This is a genomic window from Pseudomonas sp. DG56-2, from assembly GCF_004803755.1.
In the GTDB taxonomy this organism is placed as follows: domain Bacteria; phylum Pseudomonadota; class Gammaproteobacteria; order Pseudomonadales; family Pseudomonadaceae; genus Aquipseudomonas; species Aquipseudomonas auratipiscis.
This window is the reverse complement of record NZ_CP032311.1, coordinates 955,438-972,941: the sequence shown is the minus strand read 5'-3', so window position 1 is coordinate 972,941 and position 17,504 is coordinate 955,438. Positions and strand designations below refer to the sequence as shown.

Annotated in this window: 15 protein-coding genes and 1 pseudogene; 8 read left to right on the top strand and 8 right to left on the bottom strand. The window is 59.4% G+C overall.

Annotated features, from left to right (window positions below; translation table 11 throughout):
• Positions 1-170 precede the first annotated feature (170 nt).
• Positions 171-620, top strand: coding sequence for a DUF3597 domain-containing protein (locus D3Z90_RS04615; protein WP_136474615.1), 450 nt, complete (start codon positions 171-173; stop codon positions 618-620).
• 48 nt (positions 621-668) lie between these two features.
• Complete coding sequence (locus D3Z90_RS04610) at positions 669-1,685, top strand: YrzE family protein (protein WP_136474614.1); 1,017 nt, start codon at positions 669-671, stop codon at positions 1,683-1,685.
• A gap of 598 nt (positions 1,686-2,283) precedes the next feature.
• On the opposite strand, the gene D3Z90_RS04605 is transcribed toward D3Z90_RS04610, so the two are convergent.
• The 4 genes from D3Z90_RS04605 to D3Z90_RS04590 form a co-directional block, all read right to left on the bottom strand.
• The gene (locus tag D3Z90_RS04605) at positions 2,284-2,610 is read right to left on the bottom strand and encodes a DUF3325 domain-containing protein (protein WP_136474613.1); all 327 of its coding nucleotides are present in this window, start codon (positions 2,608-2,610) and stop codon (positions 2,284-2,286) included.
• On the bottom strand, positions 2,610-4,193 hold the full coding sequence (locus D3Z90_RS04600; protein ID WP_136474612.1) for a PepSY domain-containing protein: 1,584 nt from the start codon (positions 4,191-4,193) through the stop codon (positions 2,610-2,612). The genes D3Z90_RS04605 and D3Z90_RS04600 overlap by 1 nt, the downstream gene beginning before the upstream one ends.
• Positions 4,190-4,495: a DUF3649 domain-containing protein gene (locus D3Z90_RS04595; protein ID WP_136474611.1), complete on the bottom strand. Its 306-nt coding sequence runs from the start codon at positions 4,493-4,495 to the stop codon at positions 4,190-4,192. Before D3Z90_RS04595 ends, D3Z90_RS04600 begins: the two co-directional genes overlap by 4 nt.
• Before the next feature lie 74 nt (positions 4,496-4,569).
• Entirely contained in the window at positions 4,570-6,540 is a 1,971-nt protein-coding gene (locus tag D3Z90_RS04590; RefSeq protein ID WP_136474610.1) for a ligand-gated channel protein, read from the bottom strand.
• A gap of 215 nt (positions 6,541-6,755) precedes the next feature.
• On the opposite strand from D3Z90_RS04590, the gene D3Z90_RS04585 reads away from it, so the two are divergent.
• The 4 genes from D3Z90_RS04585 to D3Z90_RS04570 all read left to right on the top strand — a co-directional run bounded on the left by D3Z90_RS04585 (position 6,756) and on the right by D3Z90_RS04570 (position 11,194).
• The gene (locus tag D3Z90_RS04585) at positions 6,756-7,250 is read left to right on the top strand and encodes a sigma-70 family RNA polymerase sigma factor (protein ID WP_136474609.1); all 495 of its coding nucleotides are present in this window, start codon (positions 6,756-6,758) and stop codon (positions 7,248-7,250) included.
• Entirely contained in the window at positions 7,247-8,182 is a 936-nt protein-coding gene (locus D3Z90_RS04580) for a FecR domain-containing protein (protein WP_136474608.1), read from the top strand. Before D3Z90_RS04585 ends, D3Z90_RS04580 begins: the two co-directional genes overlap by 4 nt.
• A gap of 88 nt (positions 8,183-8,270) precedes the next feature.
• On the top strand, positions 8,271-10,610 hold the full coding sequence (gene fecA, locus D3Z90_RS04575; protein WP_136474607.1) for a TonB-dependent Fe(3+) dicitrate receptor FecA: 2,340 nt from the start codon (positions 8,271-8,273) through the stop codon (positions 10,608-10,610).
• Between the two features lie 176 nt (positions 10,611-10,786).
• Positions 10,787-11,194, top strand: a complete 408-nt coding sequence (locus D3Z90_RS04570) for an HPF/RaiA family ribosome-associated protein (RefSeq protein WP_136474606.1) — start codon at positions 10,787-10,789, stop codon at positions 11,192-11,194.
• Between the two features lie 113 nt (positions 11,195-11,307).
• On the opposite strand, the gene D3Z90_RS04565 is transcribed toward D3Z90_RS04570, so the two are convergent.
• Both D3Z90_RS04565 and hmpA read right to left on the bottom strand, forming a co-directional pair.
• Positions 11,308-11,778, bottom strand: coding sequence for a phosphate-starvation-inducible protein PsiE (locus D3Z90_RS04565; RefSeq protein ID WP_136474605.1), 471 nt, complete (start codon positions 11,776-11,778; stop codon positions 11,308-11,310).
• A 170-nt stretch (positions 11,779-11,948) separates the two neighbouring features.
• Positions 11,949-13,130, bottom strand: coding sequence for an NO-inducible flavohemoprotein (hmpA, locus tag D3Z90_RS04560; protein WP_136474604.1), 1,182 nt, complete (start codon positions 13,128-13,130; stop codon positions 11,949-11,951).
• Between the two features lie 153 nt (positions 13,131-13,283).
• On the opposite strand from hmpA, the gene norR reads away from it, so the two are divergent.
• Positions 13,284-14,837, top strand: coding sequence for a nitric oxide reductase transcriptional regulator NorR (gene norR / locus D3Z90_RS04555; RefSeq protein WP_136474603.1), 1,554 nt, complete (start codon positions 13,284-13,286; stop codon positions 14,835-14,837).
• An 80-nt stretch (positions 14,838-14,917) separates the two neighbouring features.
• Positions 14,918-15,817, top strand: a complete 900-nt coding sequence (locus D3Z90_RS04550) for a chemotaxis protein (protein WP_136474602.1) — start codon at positions 14,918-14,920, stop codon at positions 15,815-15,817.
• A 2-nt stretch (positions 15,818-15,819) separates the two neighbouring features.
• Here D3Z90_RS04550 and D3Z90_RS04545 read toward each other — a convergent pair whose 3' ends face one another.
• The gene (locus tag D3Z90_RS04545) at positions 15,820-16,908 is read right to left on the bottom strand and encodes a methyl-accepting chemotaxis protein (RefSeq protein WP_371922306.1); all 1,089 of its coding nucleotides are present in this window, start codon (positions 16,906-16,908) and stop codon (positions 15,820-15,822) included.
• A gap of 213 nt (positions 16,909-17,121) precedes the next feature.
• Positions 17,122-17,391: pseudogene (locus D3Z90_RS27275) on the bottom strand (PAS domain-containing protein); the annotation flags it as partial.
• Between the last annotated feature and the right edge of the window lie 113 nt (positions 17,392-17,504).

Sequence of the window (17,504 nt, the reverse complement as noted above, 5' to 3'; positions counted from 1 at the left end):
TTTTGCCCGTTTTTCGTTGTTTTCGTAACCGTTCAGCGAAAAAAGCTCTCCTTCGCCAATTAATTTGAACCGTTGGAGAACGCTAGCGCTCAAGTTCATTGAAGCCAGGCCCTTACCGAGTAAGCGCCATCCGCTTCACCTATGAACTTGACTGTTATCTGGAGACTCACATGGGCTTGTTAAGCAAGATTATGGAAAAACTGGGCATCGGCCGCGATGACAATACCCACACCACTGCCGCCGCACCTGACGTGCAAACGCCGGCAGGCACCCCGCCGACGCCGGTACCGCCTTCCACTCCCACCTCCACTCCGACTCCCGCCTCCACAACCCCTCAGGGTTCAGCGCAGTCGACCCTTCAGCCTGTCGATGTCGGCGCCAAGCTCGACGCCTTGGCAGCGCAGCACTCAGAAACACTGAATTGGAGAACGTCGATTGTCGATCTGCTCAAGCTGCTCAACATCGACAGCAGCCTGGACAATCGCAAGGAACTGGCCAAAGAGCTCAACTACAGCGGTTCTACCGATGACTCGGCGACCATGAATGTGTGGCTGCACAAAGCGGTAATGACCAAGCTTGCAGAAAATGGCGGCCAGCTTCCCGCCGATCTGCATAACTGAAAATCGATGTGTTCAAGCGCTGCACAGTGAGAGAAAAGGAGTTTCATCATGATCAGAGACGACAATAACAGCACCGCTGTCTACCCCGAGACGCACTTGACCGCAGCTCCGCTGCTTAAACGCATTTCATGGAGTGCGATTCTCGCAGGCGTTGCTTTAGCGATGGTCGCGTCGCTGATTCTGAATCTACTGGGCACCGCCATCGGCTCTGCCTCCATCGACCCGTTGCAGGAAGCCAATCCCCTGGACGGCCTGGGCAAGGGAACGGCCATCTGGGTGGTGGTCAGCGGGATTGTTTCAGTGTTCGTCGGTGCTTGGATTGCCGGGCGCCTGGCGCAACGTGAAGGAGCATTGCACGGGCTGCTGGTGTGGGCGACCACATCATTGGTGTCCCTCTATCTTGTGTCCAGTGCTGTAAGCGGGATCGTCAGCAGCGGCCTTAACCTTGCCGGCAGTGGGCTCTCGGCTGCGGGTAGCACGATTGCCCAGGCCGCCCCGCATATCGGCAACACCGTGCAGGATCAACTGCGCCAACAAGGCATCAACTTTGATTTAAGCGATATCCAGAACGAACTCGAAACCGCCATGCGTCAAACAGGAAAACCTGAACTCAATCCGGAGAACGTAAAAAGAGAAGCACAAGCCACGGAGCAGGATGCGCAACAGACCGCAAAAAACAGCGCGCAACACCCACAGGCGGCCGATGAGCAACTCAGCGGATTGCTTGACCGTATCAAAGCCAAAGGTGAAAAGGCGTGGGATGCCGCCGATCGTGAAGCCATGGTCAACCTGATCAAGGCACGCACCGGGAAAACCGATGCTGAAGCCAACCAGATGGTCGACCAGGCCCAACAGGCCTACCAACAGGCTTACGCCAAGTATCAAGAGCTCAAGGCAGAAGCTGAGCAAAAGGCTCGCGAAGCTGCGGAAGTTGCAGCCAAGCGTATTTCCCAAGGCAGTTGGTTGTTGTTGATCACCCTGATCGTATCCGGCCTGGTAGCTGCGGGCGCCGGCATGATGGGGCGTCGCACCCAACCTGAAACCAAGGTCGTCGCTGCAGTGTAGGCAGGACGCACGATAAAAAAATGCCCCTACTCCGGGGCATTTTTTTGGTTCTTCACGGAATCCCGGGAACTGCGGAACTTGGCTCGATTGTCGATGGGCATATCCGTTTGATGTGGTGGCGCTACTGGCTGGTTTCGCCTTTACGGCGACCCACTTTTGTCGGGGCAAAAGTGGGCAAAACCCCTTGTCCCTGCATCCGGCCCTGCGCTGCGCTCCGGGTTCCCTCATTCCACCCTTGCTCCCGTGGGGACCGCGCCGAAGGGCCGTCCTGGCCCTGCGGCGCTCGCCGGCCATCCATGGCCGTCGCCCCACTACGCAAGGGTTCCATTCGGCCTACTGAAGGGACGGTTTGTGGCGTCTGCACGATTTGTGTAATTGAAAGCACAGCAACAGCAACAGCAAGGCGCTGGTGTTCAGCTTTTGATGTTGATCTGGCTCTTCATACATCGTCAGCCCAGACACCCTGGATCGTTCCTTCAGTAGGCTGAGTGCAGGTATTGCGTAGTCGGGTGCAGGCCATGGATGGCCCTCCGGTGCGGTCCCCGCGGGAGCAATGCCGGAGCGAAGGGATCCGTGCCGACGAAAATCGACCGGGCACCTAGTGAGGAAATATCAGCAGTACCGGCCCAAGCACCAGGCTCAACCCCACCAGCCCCAGCAACAAGCGTGGCTGATAGGGCAACAGAAATACCCACAGGGTCACCCCTGCCATCAACACTGCGAACAACTCCACCAGCCCCATGGCCCAGCCACTGCCCTGCACCGCCAGGTACAGTGCCAGCAGTTGCAGCAACCAGCCTGCGATGCGCAAGACGCGCAAGCGCGCGGCGCTGGGTGCGCTGCCAAGCAAGTCCTTGTAATGCTTTTCCATGGCCAGGCACAGGCAGGCAAAACCAACAAAACCAAACAGGGTAACCGCCAGCATCAGCTCACCTCGCTTTCAATCAGGTTGGCGCTCGGTGCTTTTGCAGCTTTGGGCGCACGCTTGGCCGCTACTACCGGTGGGCGCCACATTTTGGCTGCCAACCAGGCCAGGAACAGGCCACTGCCCAAGGCCGTCAGGTCGAAACCTGACATGGCCCAGTCACCCACCGAAACGGAGTGGATCAAGCCCTGGCCTGTGGTGAGCTGATTGAGCAGCGGCAAGCCGGCCCACAGCAACGCCGCCAATCCCAACTGTTCGGCCCAGGCTTTGCGGCCCGGACGCAGCGCCGCATGCAGCACCGACAACGCCCAGAGCAGGAAGAAGCTGTTCACTTCCCAATCGGCCCGGCCTTGCATACTCACCGGCAGCAAGCGGTTGGCCCAGAAGAACGCCGCAACCCCCAGTAGCAAACCGCTCATGCTGGCAATGTTCAGCACTTCCACCAGCCGCAGCTCGAAAGGTTGCGTGCCGCTCTTGGCATGCTTGAGCTGACGCTTGCCCAGCCACAGCACCAGGCCCGTACCAATAACCGCCGTGCCAGCCAGGCCGAAGAAGAAGTACAGCCAGCGCATCCAGGGACCGGCGAACATACCCATGTGCAGACCGTACATGCCGGCGGAGATCACCACGGGCGTCGACTCGGCTTTGCTACCGGACTGCAGCGTGCCGTTGACGCCATCAAAGATCCAGCTCTGGCCACGCTGGTAGGCAATACGGTCGCCCCCATGGCGGGAGAAGCGCACGCGGGCATTCTGATCACCCGCGTTCTGCACTTCGATCCAGCCCAGACGCGCGTCCGGTTGTTGCTCGCGGAACTTCTCGTAGAGCGCTGGCAACGGCATCAATGGCGCCGCGACACCGGCCACCTTGACCTGCTCGGGGGCCCCGAACAGATCATTGAAAAAGCCCCGGGTGTTGTCGCCATAGCTGGCGATGATGCTCGCCGGCATGACCAGCGACATGAAAATCACCAGGCTGCTGTAGCTGATCATCAAATGAAATGGCAGCACCAGCACACCAATGGCATTGTGGCCATCCAGCCAGGAGCGCTGGCCCTTGCCGGGGCGGAAAGTGAAGAACTCCTTGAAGATCTTCTTGTGCGTAATGATACCGGTCACCAAGCCCAGCAGCATGATGAAGGCGGCAAAGGTCGACAGCCAGCGGCCCCATGGATGAGGCATTTCCAGCTGAAAATGGAATCGGTAGAAAAAGTCGCCACCGCGTGTTTCGCGAGCCTGCACCTCGGTGCCCGTGAGCGGGTCGAGGGTTTTGTCGATAAAGCCGCGCCGCCCGGCGCCTTCTGCACGCCAGCCGACACTCAGGCCCGGCTCGCGCGCTTCAGGCAAGCGAATGAACCAACTGCCCGCATCGGGTGCATGCGTTTGCAGGTAATTCTGCGCCACAGCCAGGTTTGCCAGCGGGTCCAGGGGGCGCGCCTGTACTTCGGGCTGGGCCCAGTGATTGATCTCTTCCTTGAAGTAGGACATGGTCCCGGTGAGGAAAATCGCAAACAACAACCAGCCGAAGATCAGGCCCGTCCAGGTGTGCAACCAGGCCATGGCCTGGCGAAAGCCCTCTTTCATGAGTTTTTCATCCAATAGGCCAATCCGTTGACCGCGCCCAGAACCAAGCTCGGCACCAACACGCCCCACCAGGCTTGCCAGGCACTGCGACATGCAAAGCACCAGAGAAAGGCCACCAGGTAGAACAGGAACGACAGCATCATGCCGCTGATCACTGCCTCAGCCTTGGGGATTGGTGCCAGCAAGGTGATACAGACGCTGGCCATGGCTGCCAGCAGATATCCGCCAAACACGGCAGCCAGGCAACGTGATGTCACAGCCAGGCGATAATTCAGGGGCAGCCCGGCGGCTTTGCTTTTCATGGCATCCATCCATTGTGAAGAACCACTAATAATAATGATTTATATTCTCACAAGCAAAGCCGCTGGCAGCTTGATCAGAACGACAGGTCGACGCCAACGGTATAGCGACGACCGTCCAGCACGGTCTGATACTCCTGGTAGTCCACTTCCTTGTTGAACACGTTGTACACACCGGCCAGCAATTTCACGTTCTTGGTCACCCGATAAGTGCCACCAAGGTCGACAAAGGTGTAGGACGGAGTGCCATCAGACATGGTGGTGCGCCCCAGGTAGTCCGAGGTTTTGCCGCGATAGTTCATTCGCGCCCACGTGCCCAACTGGTCGGTCGCCTGCCAGTCCAAGGTGGCGTTGAACATGTGCCGAGGCATCTGGTTCAGCGCTTTGCCTTTCTGCGGACCACTCTTTTGCTCAGAGGCGGTAAAGGTGTAGTTGGTAGCAAGTTTGACGCTCTGGGTGATGTCCCAGTCCAGCGTTGCTTCTACGCCTTGCATCTGCGCTTCGTCGACGTTCACCCGATCACTGATGAACTTGTACGAAGTACCGCCGATCTGGCACTGGCCCGAAGCATTGCCGGTGCTGTCGGTGCAGCGGCGGGTCTCGGTGATCTTGTCTTTGAAGTCGGTGTTGAACACGGTCAGGCCAGTGGAGAAGCCTTCGAGGTTATCCCAGATGAAACCGATTTCCTGGCTCAGGCTTTTCTCCGGCTTGAGGCTAGAGTTGCCTACGATGATTGCCGGATCGCCACCGCCACCGGTGATCTGCCCCCAATCATCCACTGCCGCGCGAATGTCTGGCGAACGATAACCACTGGACACACCCCCTTTGACAGTCCAGTTCTCGGTCAGGTGATACACCCCGTACAACCGTGGCGACCAATGCGTACCGTAGTTTTCGTCACGGTCCATACGAATGCCGCCAGTCAGGGCGAAGGCTTCGGTCAAGCGCCATTCATCCTCAGCGAACAATGCCCACGACCAGCGCGTCAGTTGGTTGACGTCGGAGGCTGCAGCCAACTGGTTGCCTTCGTCACTGAGGTCTTCGTACTTGTACTGGCCACCAAAGGTGGTGATGTGCGAGTCGCTGAAATACGACATCTGCGTATTGAGCACGGTGTTTTCCAACTCCATGCGCCGACCCGGGTTCTCGATTTTCTCGCGTTGCAGGTAACTGTCGGTGGTGATGCTTTCCCAGCGGCCGGAATGGCTGATGGCGAAGTTGGTACGCTCATAATCGCTGAAACTGTCAGTGGAGCGCGCCGAACGCCCTTGGTGGGCATAGCGATCCTGTTCGGATTTGCCCGCCTCGAAGGTAATGTCGTTGTGCTCATCAGGGGTGAACGAAAGCTTGGCGGTACCGCTGTCGGTGCTCTGCTCGTTGAAGCCGTTGACGATGTGGTCTTCGTCGCGACGCGAACGCTGCCCGTAAAGCTGCAAGCCCACGAGGTTCTCGATCAACGGCCCGGAGACAAAAGCGCTGGTGCTGTTGTAGTCGCCCGAATCGGAGCGGTCCTGGAAGGTCGCTTCAGTGCGCACGCCGCCATACCAGGTCGGCGTCACTTTACGGGTGATGATGTTAATCACCCCGCCCATGGCGTCGGAGCCATACAGCGACGACATTGGCCCACGCACCACTTCGATGCGCTCGATGGCCTCAAGCGGAGGCATCCAGCCTTGTTCGATCCCGGCACCGTCGCTGTTGGGACGGGTTGCCCGCGAGTCCTGGCGCTTGCCGTCAACCAGCATCAGCGTGTACTTGGAGGCCATGCCCCGAATACTGATATCGCTGGAACTGGCGCCACCGGTAACCACGACACCCGGCACATCCTTCAGCGCGTCGGTTACGTCACGGTAAGACTTGTTCTCGATCTGCTCGCGAGTGATCACCGAAATGGACGCCGGCGCGTCCTTGATTTGCTGGGAAAAACCAGACGCGGTAACCACGACGTTTTCCAGTTCCAGGGCGTTCTGATTGGCAGCGCTGGCCTGGGCGGTGTAAATCGAGCAGAGGGAAAGAGCAAGGCAGGATCGAGTGAAAAGCGGGGACACGTGGAGCTCTCCCTGAGATATGTAAAGGTTTGGTAAAGCGTCTTAGGGAGCGAATGCTATTTATTCTCAAATGAGAGTAAAGATTATTTACGTTTTTTACACTTTCATGGGCCATTGCGCTGCCAGTCAGCAGCGGATTGCCGACCGACCCAAGAAAACACTACAATGAGAACAATTCTTATTATGTTGCGCATTCTGGCGCCGGAGAGTTCACGGTGCCCAGCGCCTCTTCCACTTCGCTTGAAGGCCTCTATCACGCCCATCACAACTGGTTGACCGGCTGGTTGCGGCGCCGTCTGGGCTGCCCGGACAATGCCGCCGACCTGGCCCAGGACACCTTTATGCGCCTGCTGCAGGCCCGGGAAACACCGGTGCTCAATGAGCCACGGGCGTTCCTCACCACCGTGGCCAAGCGGGTGTTGTGCAACCACTACCGGCGTCAAGATCTGGAGCGCGCCTACTACCAGGCACTGGCGCAGTTACCGGAAGCACTGGCGCCCTCGGAAGAACACCGGGCGATCATTTTCGAAACCCTGCTGGAGCTGGACCGTCTGCTCGATGGCCTGCCTACGCTGGTCAAGCGTGCGTTCCTGCTCGCTCAGATCGACGGCCTTGGCTACGGTGAAATTGCCGCGCAATTGAACATCTCGCTGGCCACGGTAAAGCGCTATTTGAACAAGGCAGCCATGCGCTGTTACTTCGCCCTGTGAACAGCGCACATCAGGAATTTTCGCCGCAGGTCGCCGAACAGGCTGTGCACTGGTTGATCGAGCTACAGGGCGGTGCGCTCGACCCGCGCCAGCAGCAGGCCATGCAGCAATGGCTGCAAGCCCATGAAGAGCATCGCCGTGCCTGGGAGCACATTCAGCGGGTCAACCAGCGCCTGCGCGGGTTGTCGTCACCGCTGGCCCATGCGGCATTGCAGGCACCGCGCTCGGCCAGTCGCCGGCGCGCGCTCAAGACCCTGTTGATTCTGGGCGTGGGGGGGGCTGTCGGCTTGACCGTGCAGCAGCACAATCCCCTACCGACCCTGCTTGCCGACTACCGCAGCCCGGTGGGCGAACGTCGTCGCCAGCGATTGGAAGATGGCAGCCAACTGCACCTGAACACGCGCAGCGCCGTTGATGTGCGCTTCGATGCACAACAGCGCCTGGTGCGCCTGCTCGAAGGTGAAATACAGCTCGCCGTCGCCGCAGATGCTCGCCCATTGAATTTGCTCACCGACTTCGGCCAGCTGCAGCTCGCCGAAGGTCGCTACAACCTGCGCCAGTTCCCGCGCTACAGCCAGCTCAGCGTTCACCAGGGCAGCGCCAGCCTTGCCGGCGATGTGCTCGCAGCCGGTCGTCAGGCGCGTTTCAACGGCCCGCAGTGGCAAGCCCTGCAACTGCTCGACAGCAATGCCGGGGCTTGGGTCGACGGCATGCTGCTGGCGGCGCACATGCGCCTTGGCGATTTTCTCGATGAGCTTGGCCGCTACCGACGCGGCCAACTCAACTGCGCGCCCGAGGTTGCCGAACTGCTGATTTCCGGCAGCTATCCATTGGCTGACAGCGAGCGAATTCTCGACCTGCTGGAGATCGCCCTGCCAGTGCGCGTACGGCGTTTTACCCGCTACTGGGTGACAGTCGAAGCCCGAGTCTGATTTTTTTCACATTACCTGAGCCGATTTTTCATCTCGCGTGACAGAGAAGGCAGAACCCTTTGCTTTGACCTTCTCAAGGACCCCTTGCATGCCCCTTCGCCCGAGTCCACTTGCCCACGTTCTACGCGCTTTGTTATTCGGTACAGGCCTTAGCGTTATTGCTATCCCTGCCTTGGCTGAGCAGCCCGCAGCACGCAGCTACCACATCGCGCCGATGTCGCTGGAAAACGCTCTGAACCAGTTTGGCCGAGAAAGCGGCGTACTGATCTCGTTTGGCTCGCAGGTCACCAGTGGCGTGCAGAGCCCAGGCCTTGAAGGCCAGTACAGCCCGCAGCAGGCACTCGACATCCTCCTGCAAGGCAGTGGTTTGCAAGCCCGTGCCGAAGGTGACAATGCCTTCAGTCTGCAACCACAAGCAGCGCTCGGCGCGCCGGTGGAGTTGGGCGTTTCCACCGTCGTCGGCGACTGGCTGGGCGCAGCCCAACAAGACAATGTGTTCGAACATCCCGGCGCCCGTGATGTGATCCGCCGCGAAGAATTCGAGCGCCAGGGCGCGATCACTGCCCGCGAAGTGCTCAACCGTATTCCTGGCGTCAACGCCCCGGAAAACAACGGCACCGGCAGCCATGACATGGCGTTGAACTTCGGTATCCGTGGCCTCAACCCACGCCTGGCCTCACGCTCCACGGTGCTGATGGATGGCATTCCGGTGCCCTTCGCGCCCTATGGCCAACCGCAGTTGTCGTTCGCCCCGGTCAGCATGGGCAATATGGACGCAGTGGATGTGGTGCGCGGTGGCGGCGCCGTGCGCTACGGCCCGCAGAACGTTGGCGGCATCGTCAACTTCGTGACCCGGGCGATCCCGGACGAGCCCACCGTCAAGGCCGGCTTCCAGACCCAGACCAGCCCGTCGTCCAGCCATGATGGCTTCAAAACCAGCGCCAACCTGCTTGCTGGCGGCACCAATGACAATGGCCTCGGTGGCGCCCTGCTCTACTCCGGAACCCGCGGTGGCGATTGGCGCGAACACAGCGACACGCAGATCGACGACCTGATCCTCAAAGGCAAATTGCAGCTAGACGAGGCCAACAGCCTGCACGCCATGGCCCAGTACTACGAAGGTGAAGCACAAATGCCCGGCGGCCTGAGCGTAGCCGACTACGATGCCGACCCGTACCAATCGACGCGCCTTCAGGACAAGTTCTGGGGCCGTCGCAGCATGTTCAACTTCGGCTACGACTACAAGGAAGATGCCCGGCAATTCAGCGTCAACAGCTTCTTCACCAAGACCCTGCGCAGCGGTTACCTGAACCAGGGCAGCTTCGTTTCGCTGTCGCCACGCGAGTACTGGGTGCGCGGTATCGAAACCCGCTTGTCTCAGGGCTTTGCCCTCGGCGAGAGCTGGCATGAAGTGGGCGTCGGTTATCGCTACATCAACGAAGCCGGCCACGAGCTGCGCTACCGCGAGCCGGTGGCCGCCAACCAACTGCCGACCACTGCCAGCCGCAACGACCGCGACACCCGCGGCAGCACCGAAGCCCATGCAGTTTTCCTCGATGACCGTATCGACATCGGCAAGTGGACCATCACCCCGGGCATTCGCTACGAGATGATCGACTCCGAGCAGTCGAACAAACTCAACGGCCAGCGCTATCAGGGCGACTACAACACCGCGCTACCGGCGCTGAACGTGATGTACCACCTCACCGACAGCTGGAACCTCTACGCCAATACCGAAGGCTCCTTCGGCAGCGTGCAGTACAGCCAGATGCCCAATCGCGTCAGCAGCGGCGAAGTCAAACCGGAAAAAGCCCGTACCTGGGAACTGGGTACGCGCTACGACGATGGCTTGCTGCAAGCGGAAATCGGCGCCTTCCTGATCAACTTCGATAACCAGTACGAAAGCAACCAGACCAACGATTCGGTGATCGCCCGCGGCGAGACCCGTCATCAAGGTATCGAGACCAGCGTGAAGTACGCGTTGGAGGGTTTGAATCCCGCACTGGCCGGTTTCGACGTGTATGCAACCTATGCCTTTGTCGACGCAAAAATCCGCGAAGATGGGCCGAACAAAGGCAATCGTGTGCCCTTCTCCTCTCGGCACAAAGGCACCCTCGGGATTGGCTACACGGAAGGAAAATGGAAGCTGAACCTGGACAGCACCTACCAGAGCGACCAGTTCGCCGACAACGCCAACACCGCGACGGAAAGTGGCGACGGCAGCAACGGACGCATCCCTGGCTACATGCTGTTCAGCAGCCGCGCGGCCTATGATTTTGGCCCGCAATTGTCGAACCTGAACGTTGCCGTTGGGGTGAAGAATATCTTCAATCACCAGTACTACACGCGCTCGTTCGATGACAACAACAAGGGCAAGTATGTCGGTGAACCCCGTACGGTATACCTGCAGACATCTGTCGCGTTTTGACCCAGCGCATGCAAAAGCCCGGCCGGTGCCGGGTTTTTGCAACAAGAAATTTATCTTTCAAAAGGACTTGAAAAGTTGCGCCAAGTGCCTGACCTTGTAGTCAAGAGGCGATGGTTTCCACAGGCCGAAAGGCCCCATCGATTCTCTTGCGAGCTAGCTGAATAAGGGATTGAACTATGCAAATCCAAGTCAATAGCGACAACCATATTCAAGGCAACATTCGACTGGAAGAGTGGGTCCGCAGCACCATCGAAAGCATGCTCGAACACTTTGAGGAAGATATCACCCGGGTCGAGGTTCACCTGCGAGACGAGAATGGCGACAAGCCAGGTCCGCACGACAAACGCTGCCAGATGGAGGCACGCCCAAAAGGCCATCAACCGATTTCCGTAAGCCACAAGTCTGCATCGCTCGACCAGGCTGTCGAGGGAGCAGCACTGAAGCTCAACCATGCCCTGGAGCATTTCTACGGCAAGCTACGCAGCAAACGCGCCGTCACTCAACAAACCGCCAATGAGGCCCAGAATGACGGCCTGCTACAGGAAGAATTCCTGGAAAACGAGCAAGCTCGCAGCATCAGCTGAATGACATAACGCAGACGGTAAAAAGGCGAGCCAGGGGCTCGCCTTTTTTATCGGCATTGTCTACGAGATCGACTGCATCCCTTCAGTGCCCCATCGCAGCAACAGCCACCGAGTTACTTACCCTCTTCGATTTCCTTTCCACTGGCATCGATAGCCTTGGTCGACGGGTACTGGTAAGAGGCATAACGCACCACCAGAATCGCGAACGCCAACAGCAGAATCCCACCACACACATACAGCAGACCGACATCCGGCGCCTTGTGGTGCGAGACATCGCCGATCAATAGGCGGGTCAGCGCCGTGATCGCCACATACAGCAGGAAGCGAATCGGCATGTGGTTGGTCTTGAAGTAAATCCCGACCATCGCCCCCAGCTCGAGGTAGATGAACAACAGAAGAATGTCATCAACACTGACGCCACCCTTGCTGAGCATATCGATGAAGGTCGCGACGGCTGCATAAGCGGTAATCGCACCAATGCCGAACAGGGCCAGGTAGTGAAACGCTTCGACGCAGAGATTGCCCAGCGAGTCGGCCGAGCCATGCAGGCCCTTGCGCAGTTTGTCTGCCCATTTGATGTTCACGATTGCGGTTTCCTTGATACGGCTGGGAGGATGATGCGCCACGCGCATGACGCTTTTTCTGCATGCAGTAAAAAGGCCAGGCACCCTCTCTGAGAAGGCGACCAAACGTCGCAAGGCACAGCCATTGCTGGCTGTGCCTTGCGATTGCAACCGTAGGTGGGGAAAACCGGTTATTCGAGCGCCGAGGCCGGGCCGAAGAACTCGTAGCGGCTCTGCGCCTCAGGTACGCCCAGCCCCTTGAGGTGCCCCTTGACGGTAGCCATGAAGCCTTTCGGACCGAGGAAGTAGGCGTCTACGTCACGCTCCTGTGGCAACCATGCGTTCAACTGTTCGGCAGTCAGCAGGCCGACAGCATCGGCAGGCTCGCTGACGCCATCGTCTTCGGCGTAGCAGTAGAAGCGCTTGACCTGTGGATGACGCGCCGCCAGACCATCGACCCAGTCACGGAACGCATGCACCGCACCGTTGCGCGCGCAGTGGATGAAGTGCACCAGACGACCGCTTTCCAGCGCCGCTTCGAGCATCGGCAGGGTCGGGGTAATGCCCACACCACCGCTGATCAGCACCAAAGGTTTGTCGCTGGCGCTCAAGGTGAACTCGCCCGATGGCGGGAACAGTTTGATGCTGTCGCCCACAGCCATTTGCTCATGCAGGTAATTGGAGACCTTGCCACCGGCTTCGCGCTTGACGCTGATACGGTACTGACCGGCATCGCTCAGGGCCGACAGCGAATAGTTGCGACGCTGTTCGGTGCCATCGATGATCAGTTGCAGGCCGATGTATTGACCCGGCTCGGCTTGGAGAATGGCGCCGCCATCGACCGGCGCGAAATAGAAGGAAACGATCTCGCTGCTTTCGTCGATGCGCTGCACCAACTTGAATTCCCGCGCACCGCGCCAGCCACCAGGAGCTGCTTCTTTCTGCGCATAGACATCGGCTTCGGCGCCGATGAGGATGTCAGCCAGTTGTTGGTAGGCCGCGCCCCAGGCAGCAATGACCTCGGGGGTGGCGATTTCCTTGCCGAGTACTTCTTCGATGGCGCGCAGCAGACAGCTACCCACGATCGGGTAATGTTCCGGAAGAATCTGCAAGGCCACATGCTTGTTGATGATCTGGCCGACCAAGCCACCGAGCTGTTCGAGTTGGTCGATGTGACGGGCATACATCAGTACACCATTAGCCAATGCACGTGGCTGGTCGCCGCTGGCCTGGTGGGCCTGGTTGAACAGTGGGCGCACTTCAGGGTATTCGCTGAGCATCAATTTGTAGAAGTGAGTCGTCAGTGCTTCGCCACCGCTTTCGAGCAGGGGAACAGTGGCTTTGACGATCGCACGATCCTGGGCATTAAGCATTAAGTGACTCCTGAGCCTATGGCTTCTGATGAATACGTTCGCTAATTCAGTTTTCGTGCCAACTTTTAAACCCTTTAAAATCAATGAGTTAAAAATAACAGAGTCATAAAGACCACATCTGATATATAGTCATTAAGACCAACAGGAGTCTTTATGACCGCAAAATCCCTGCTAACCGCCCTGCTGCCACTGGTCAGCGATCTGTCCCGCGACTTGCCCGAGCGCGAACGCTATCGACGTCTGCTCGAAGCCATGCGCAGCCTGTTGCCGTGCGACGCTGCCGCGCTTCTGCGCCTGGATGGTGATTGGCTGGTGCCATTGGCAGTCGATGGTTTGAGCACGGACACGCTGGGGCGACGCTTCAAGGTCAACGAACACCCGCGCTTCGAGATCATTCTCAGCCATAACGCCCCTACCCGCTTTGCCAGCGACAGCGAGCTGCCAGACCCCTACGACGGATTGGTCGAAGGCCTGCACCAGCACCTGGAAGTTCATGACTGCATGGGTTGCCCGCTGTTTGTCGACGAACAACCCTGGGGCCTGATCACCCTCGACGCACTCGACCCGGAGCAGTTCCAGCAAGTCGAACTGGACGCCCTGCAAGCCTTTGCCAGCCTGGCCGAGGCCACAGTCAATGTTGCCGAACGTATCGCACGCCTGGCGCTGCGCGCCGAGGATGAGCACGAACGCGCCGAGGTGTATCGCCAGGCCAGCGGCCAGCAGTACAAGGAACTGATCGGCCAGAGCAAACTGCACAAGCGCCTGCTGGAAGAGATCCACTTGGTCGGCAGCAGCGACCTGACCGTGCTGATTACGGGTGAAACCGGGGTCGGCAAGGAACTGGTAGCGCAGGCCATTCATCAGGCTTCGGGCCGCGCCAACAAACCGATGATCAGCCTCAACTGCGCGGCGTTACCCGACACCCTGGTAGAGAGCGAACTGTTCGGCCATGTGCGGGGTGCCTTTACCGGCGCTGTCGACGAACGACGCGGCAAATTCGAACTGGCCAACGGCGGTACGCTGTTTCTCGATGAAGTCGGTGAGCTGTCGCTGACGGTGCAAGCCAAGCTTCTGCGTGTGCTGCAGAGCGGGCAATTGCAGCGCCTGGGTTCAGACCAGGAACACCGCGTCGACGTGCGCCTGATCGCTGCCACCAATCGCGACCTGGCTGATGAAGTGCGGGCTGGCCGTTATCGTGCCGATTTCTACCACCGCCTGAGCGTTTACCCGCTAAGGGTGCCGCCGTTGCGTGAGCGTGGGCGCGATGTGTTGCTGCTCAGTGGCTACTTTCTCGAACACAATCGCTCACGCATGGGTCTGGGCAGCCTGCGCCTGAGCGCGGAGGCCCAGGCCGCCCTGCTAGCGTATGACTGGCCAGGAAATGTGCGAGAGCTCGAACACCTGATCGGGCGCTCGGCGCTCAAGGCTCTGGGCCAGCACCGTCAGCGTCCGAAAATACTTACCCTCAATGCCACGGACCTGGACCTCAAGCCCATCGAAGCAGCGCTCAGCCAGGAACAGGCGCCGCTCACCGCGACGGCTGACTTGCCGGTGGGCGACCTGCGCCAGGCTCTCGACGTTTATCAGCGCCAACTGATCCAAGCCTGCCTTGAGCGTCATCAGGGCAATTGGGCCAGCGCCGCCCGCGAGCTAGGCCTGGATCGGGCCAATCTCAGTCGCCTGGCCAAGCGCCTGGGTCTACGCTGATTTACGCAAGCCATTAAAGCCCCGGGCTGTCGGGTCGATAACCCGGCATCTCCCCCGTTCAACCTGACCTGAAGGTACCCATGGCCACGCAAAATGCCCGCGCGGACTCGTTGTCGCTGCTGCTGTTCACCCTGCGCAGCGGCAAGCTGATGGCTATCAACCTGCTCAAGGTCAGTGAAATCATTCCTTGCCCTGCGCTGACCAAACTGCCGGAGTCACATCCCCACGTCAAAGGCGTTGCTACCCTGCGTGGCAACTCGCTGTCGGTGATCGACCTGTCCAGGGCCATTGGCGAGCGGCCGCTGGAAGATCCCCAGGGCGGCTGCCTGATCGTTACCGATATCAGCCGCTCCAAGCAGGGCCTGCATGTGCAGGCGGTGAGCAAGATCGTTCATTGCCTGACCACCGACATCAAGCCACCGCCTTACGGTTCGGGCAGCAAGTCGTTCATTACTGGCGTGACCCGGGTCGACAATACCCTGGTCCAAGTGCTGGATATCGAGAAGGTCATTCACGGTATCTCCCCGCCCCCTCACGAGGTCGCGGGCAGCGAATTGAGCGCCGATGATGCAGCGGTGCTGGCCGCCACCAACATTCTGGTCGTCGACGACAGCCTGGTGGCCTTGCAGCAATCGGTGCACACCTTGCGCGGCCTCGGTATCGAATGCCACACCGCGCGCAGTGCCAAGGATGCGATCAACACCCTGCTCGAGCTGCAAGGCACCGAGCAGGAGATCAACGTGGTGGTCTCAGACATCGAGATGTCCGAAATGGATGGCTACGCCTTCACCCGCACCCTGCGCGAAACCCCGGACTTCAAGCACCTGTACGTGCTGCTGCACACCTCGCTGGACAGCGCGATGAACAGCGAAAAAGCCCGGCTCGCCGGGGCCAACGCGGTGCTGACCAAGTTCTCTTCACCGGAGCTGACCGACTGCCTGATCGTTGCGGCGCGCTCAGTAGCCTTCGAAGAGCACTGACATCAATGACAGCGCCGCCAGAACTCCGCAGCCAGGCGGCGCAAGTCTTCGGCAATCGACGCCACATCGCTGGCACTGAGATGGCTTTGCTGGCCTACCTGCACGGTTGATTCGCTGGCCTGGCGGATGGTGATGATGTTGCGGTTGATGCTCTCGCTGACCTGGCTTTGCTGCTCCACCGCCGCTGCAATCTGCAAGCTCATCTCACTGATCTGATTGACCCGCAAGCTGATACCGTCCAGCGCCGTGGCGGCGCGCCGGGCCTGATCGACACTGTGGCCAGCGTGTTCGCTGCTTTGCTGCATCACCTGCACAGCGTCGCGCGCGCCATTTTGCAGCACGCTGATCATGCGCTGAATCTCATGGGTCGATTGTGCCGTGCGCTGCGCCAAGCTGCGCACCTCATCGGCGACCACCGCAAAGCCGCGACCCTGATCACCCGCCCGGGCCGCTTCGATAGCGGCGTTGAGCGCGAGCAGGTTGGTCTGCTCGGCAATCCCACGGATCACTTCCACCACACCGGTGATCTCACTGCTGTGGCTCTGCAGGTTGTGGATAACTTCAGTGGCGGCATCCAGCGAGTTGGCCAATTCCTGAATCGCACTGCGATTGAGGTCGACCAACTGATGCCCGGCACGGGTTTCATCTTCGGCTTGATCGGCCGCTTGCGAGGCTTGCTGGGCGTTGCTGGCGACCTCGGCCACGCTGGCCGCCATCTGATTGATCGCGGTGGCGATCTGATCGGCTTCGCCCTGCTGCTCCAGGCTGGTACTGTGACTGCTTTGCAGCGACTGCGCCAACGAACCACTGTGCCCGGCCAGACGCCGCGAGGTGTCGCTGATTCGCCCAACCACCGCGCCGAGCTGGCCCTTGAGCATGCGCAGGGCAAAATCGATCTGGCCGATGCCGTCGCGACGGCCAGTGTACAACTGCTGGCTCAACGGATTGTCGGCAATCGCCTTGGCTTCAGCACACAAACGCTGGAAGGGCTTGAGCACCGCCAGGATCACCAGCGCACTCAGGCCGCTGGCCAACAACACTTGTACTGCCCCTTGCCAGGGTATCACCGGCAACAACAGGTGGCTGAGCACCGAGGCCAGCACCAACCCCAGGGTTACGCCCGCCCACAATTGCCCGCCAAGGCCGACCACCGGCAAGCGTTGCCACCAGGCCTTTCGACCGCTGCGTAAATCGCTGTAGCAGCGCTCGGCGGCTTCGACCTGCTCAGCACTTGGCTTGGTTCGGATCGACTGATACTCCACCGTTTTCCCTTCACTGGCGATGGGCGAAACGAAGGAACTGACCCAGTAGTGATCACCATTTCTACAGCGATTCTTCACCAAGCCCATCCATGACTGACCGTTCTTGAGGGTCTGCCACATCTGTTCGAATGCCTGGGGTGGCATATCGGGGTGACGCACCACATGGTGAGGACTGCCCAGCAGTTCTTCACGACTGAATCCACTGATCTTGACGAAGTCGTCATTGGCGTAGGTGATTACGCTTGAAAGGTCGGTGGTAGAAAGGATATTGGCGTCACCGGGATAATCCACATTGCGACCGGTCACAGGCATATTGCTCTTCATCGGAGGCACTCGTTGTTTTTCGGGAGAATCGGCAGGGCGTACGACTTTAGTGACAAACCGGCTGATTTCCTTGATCCAGCTCACGTATTTGGCAATTTGCC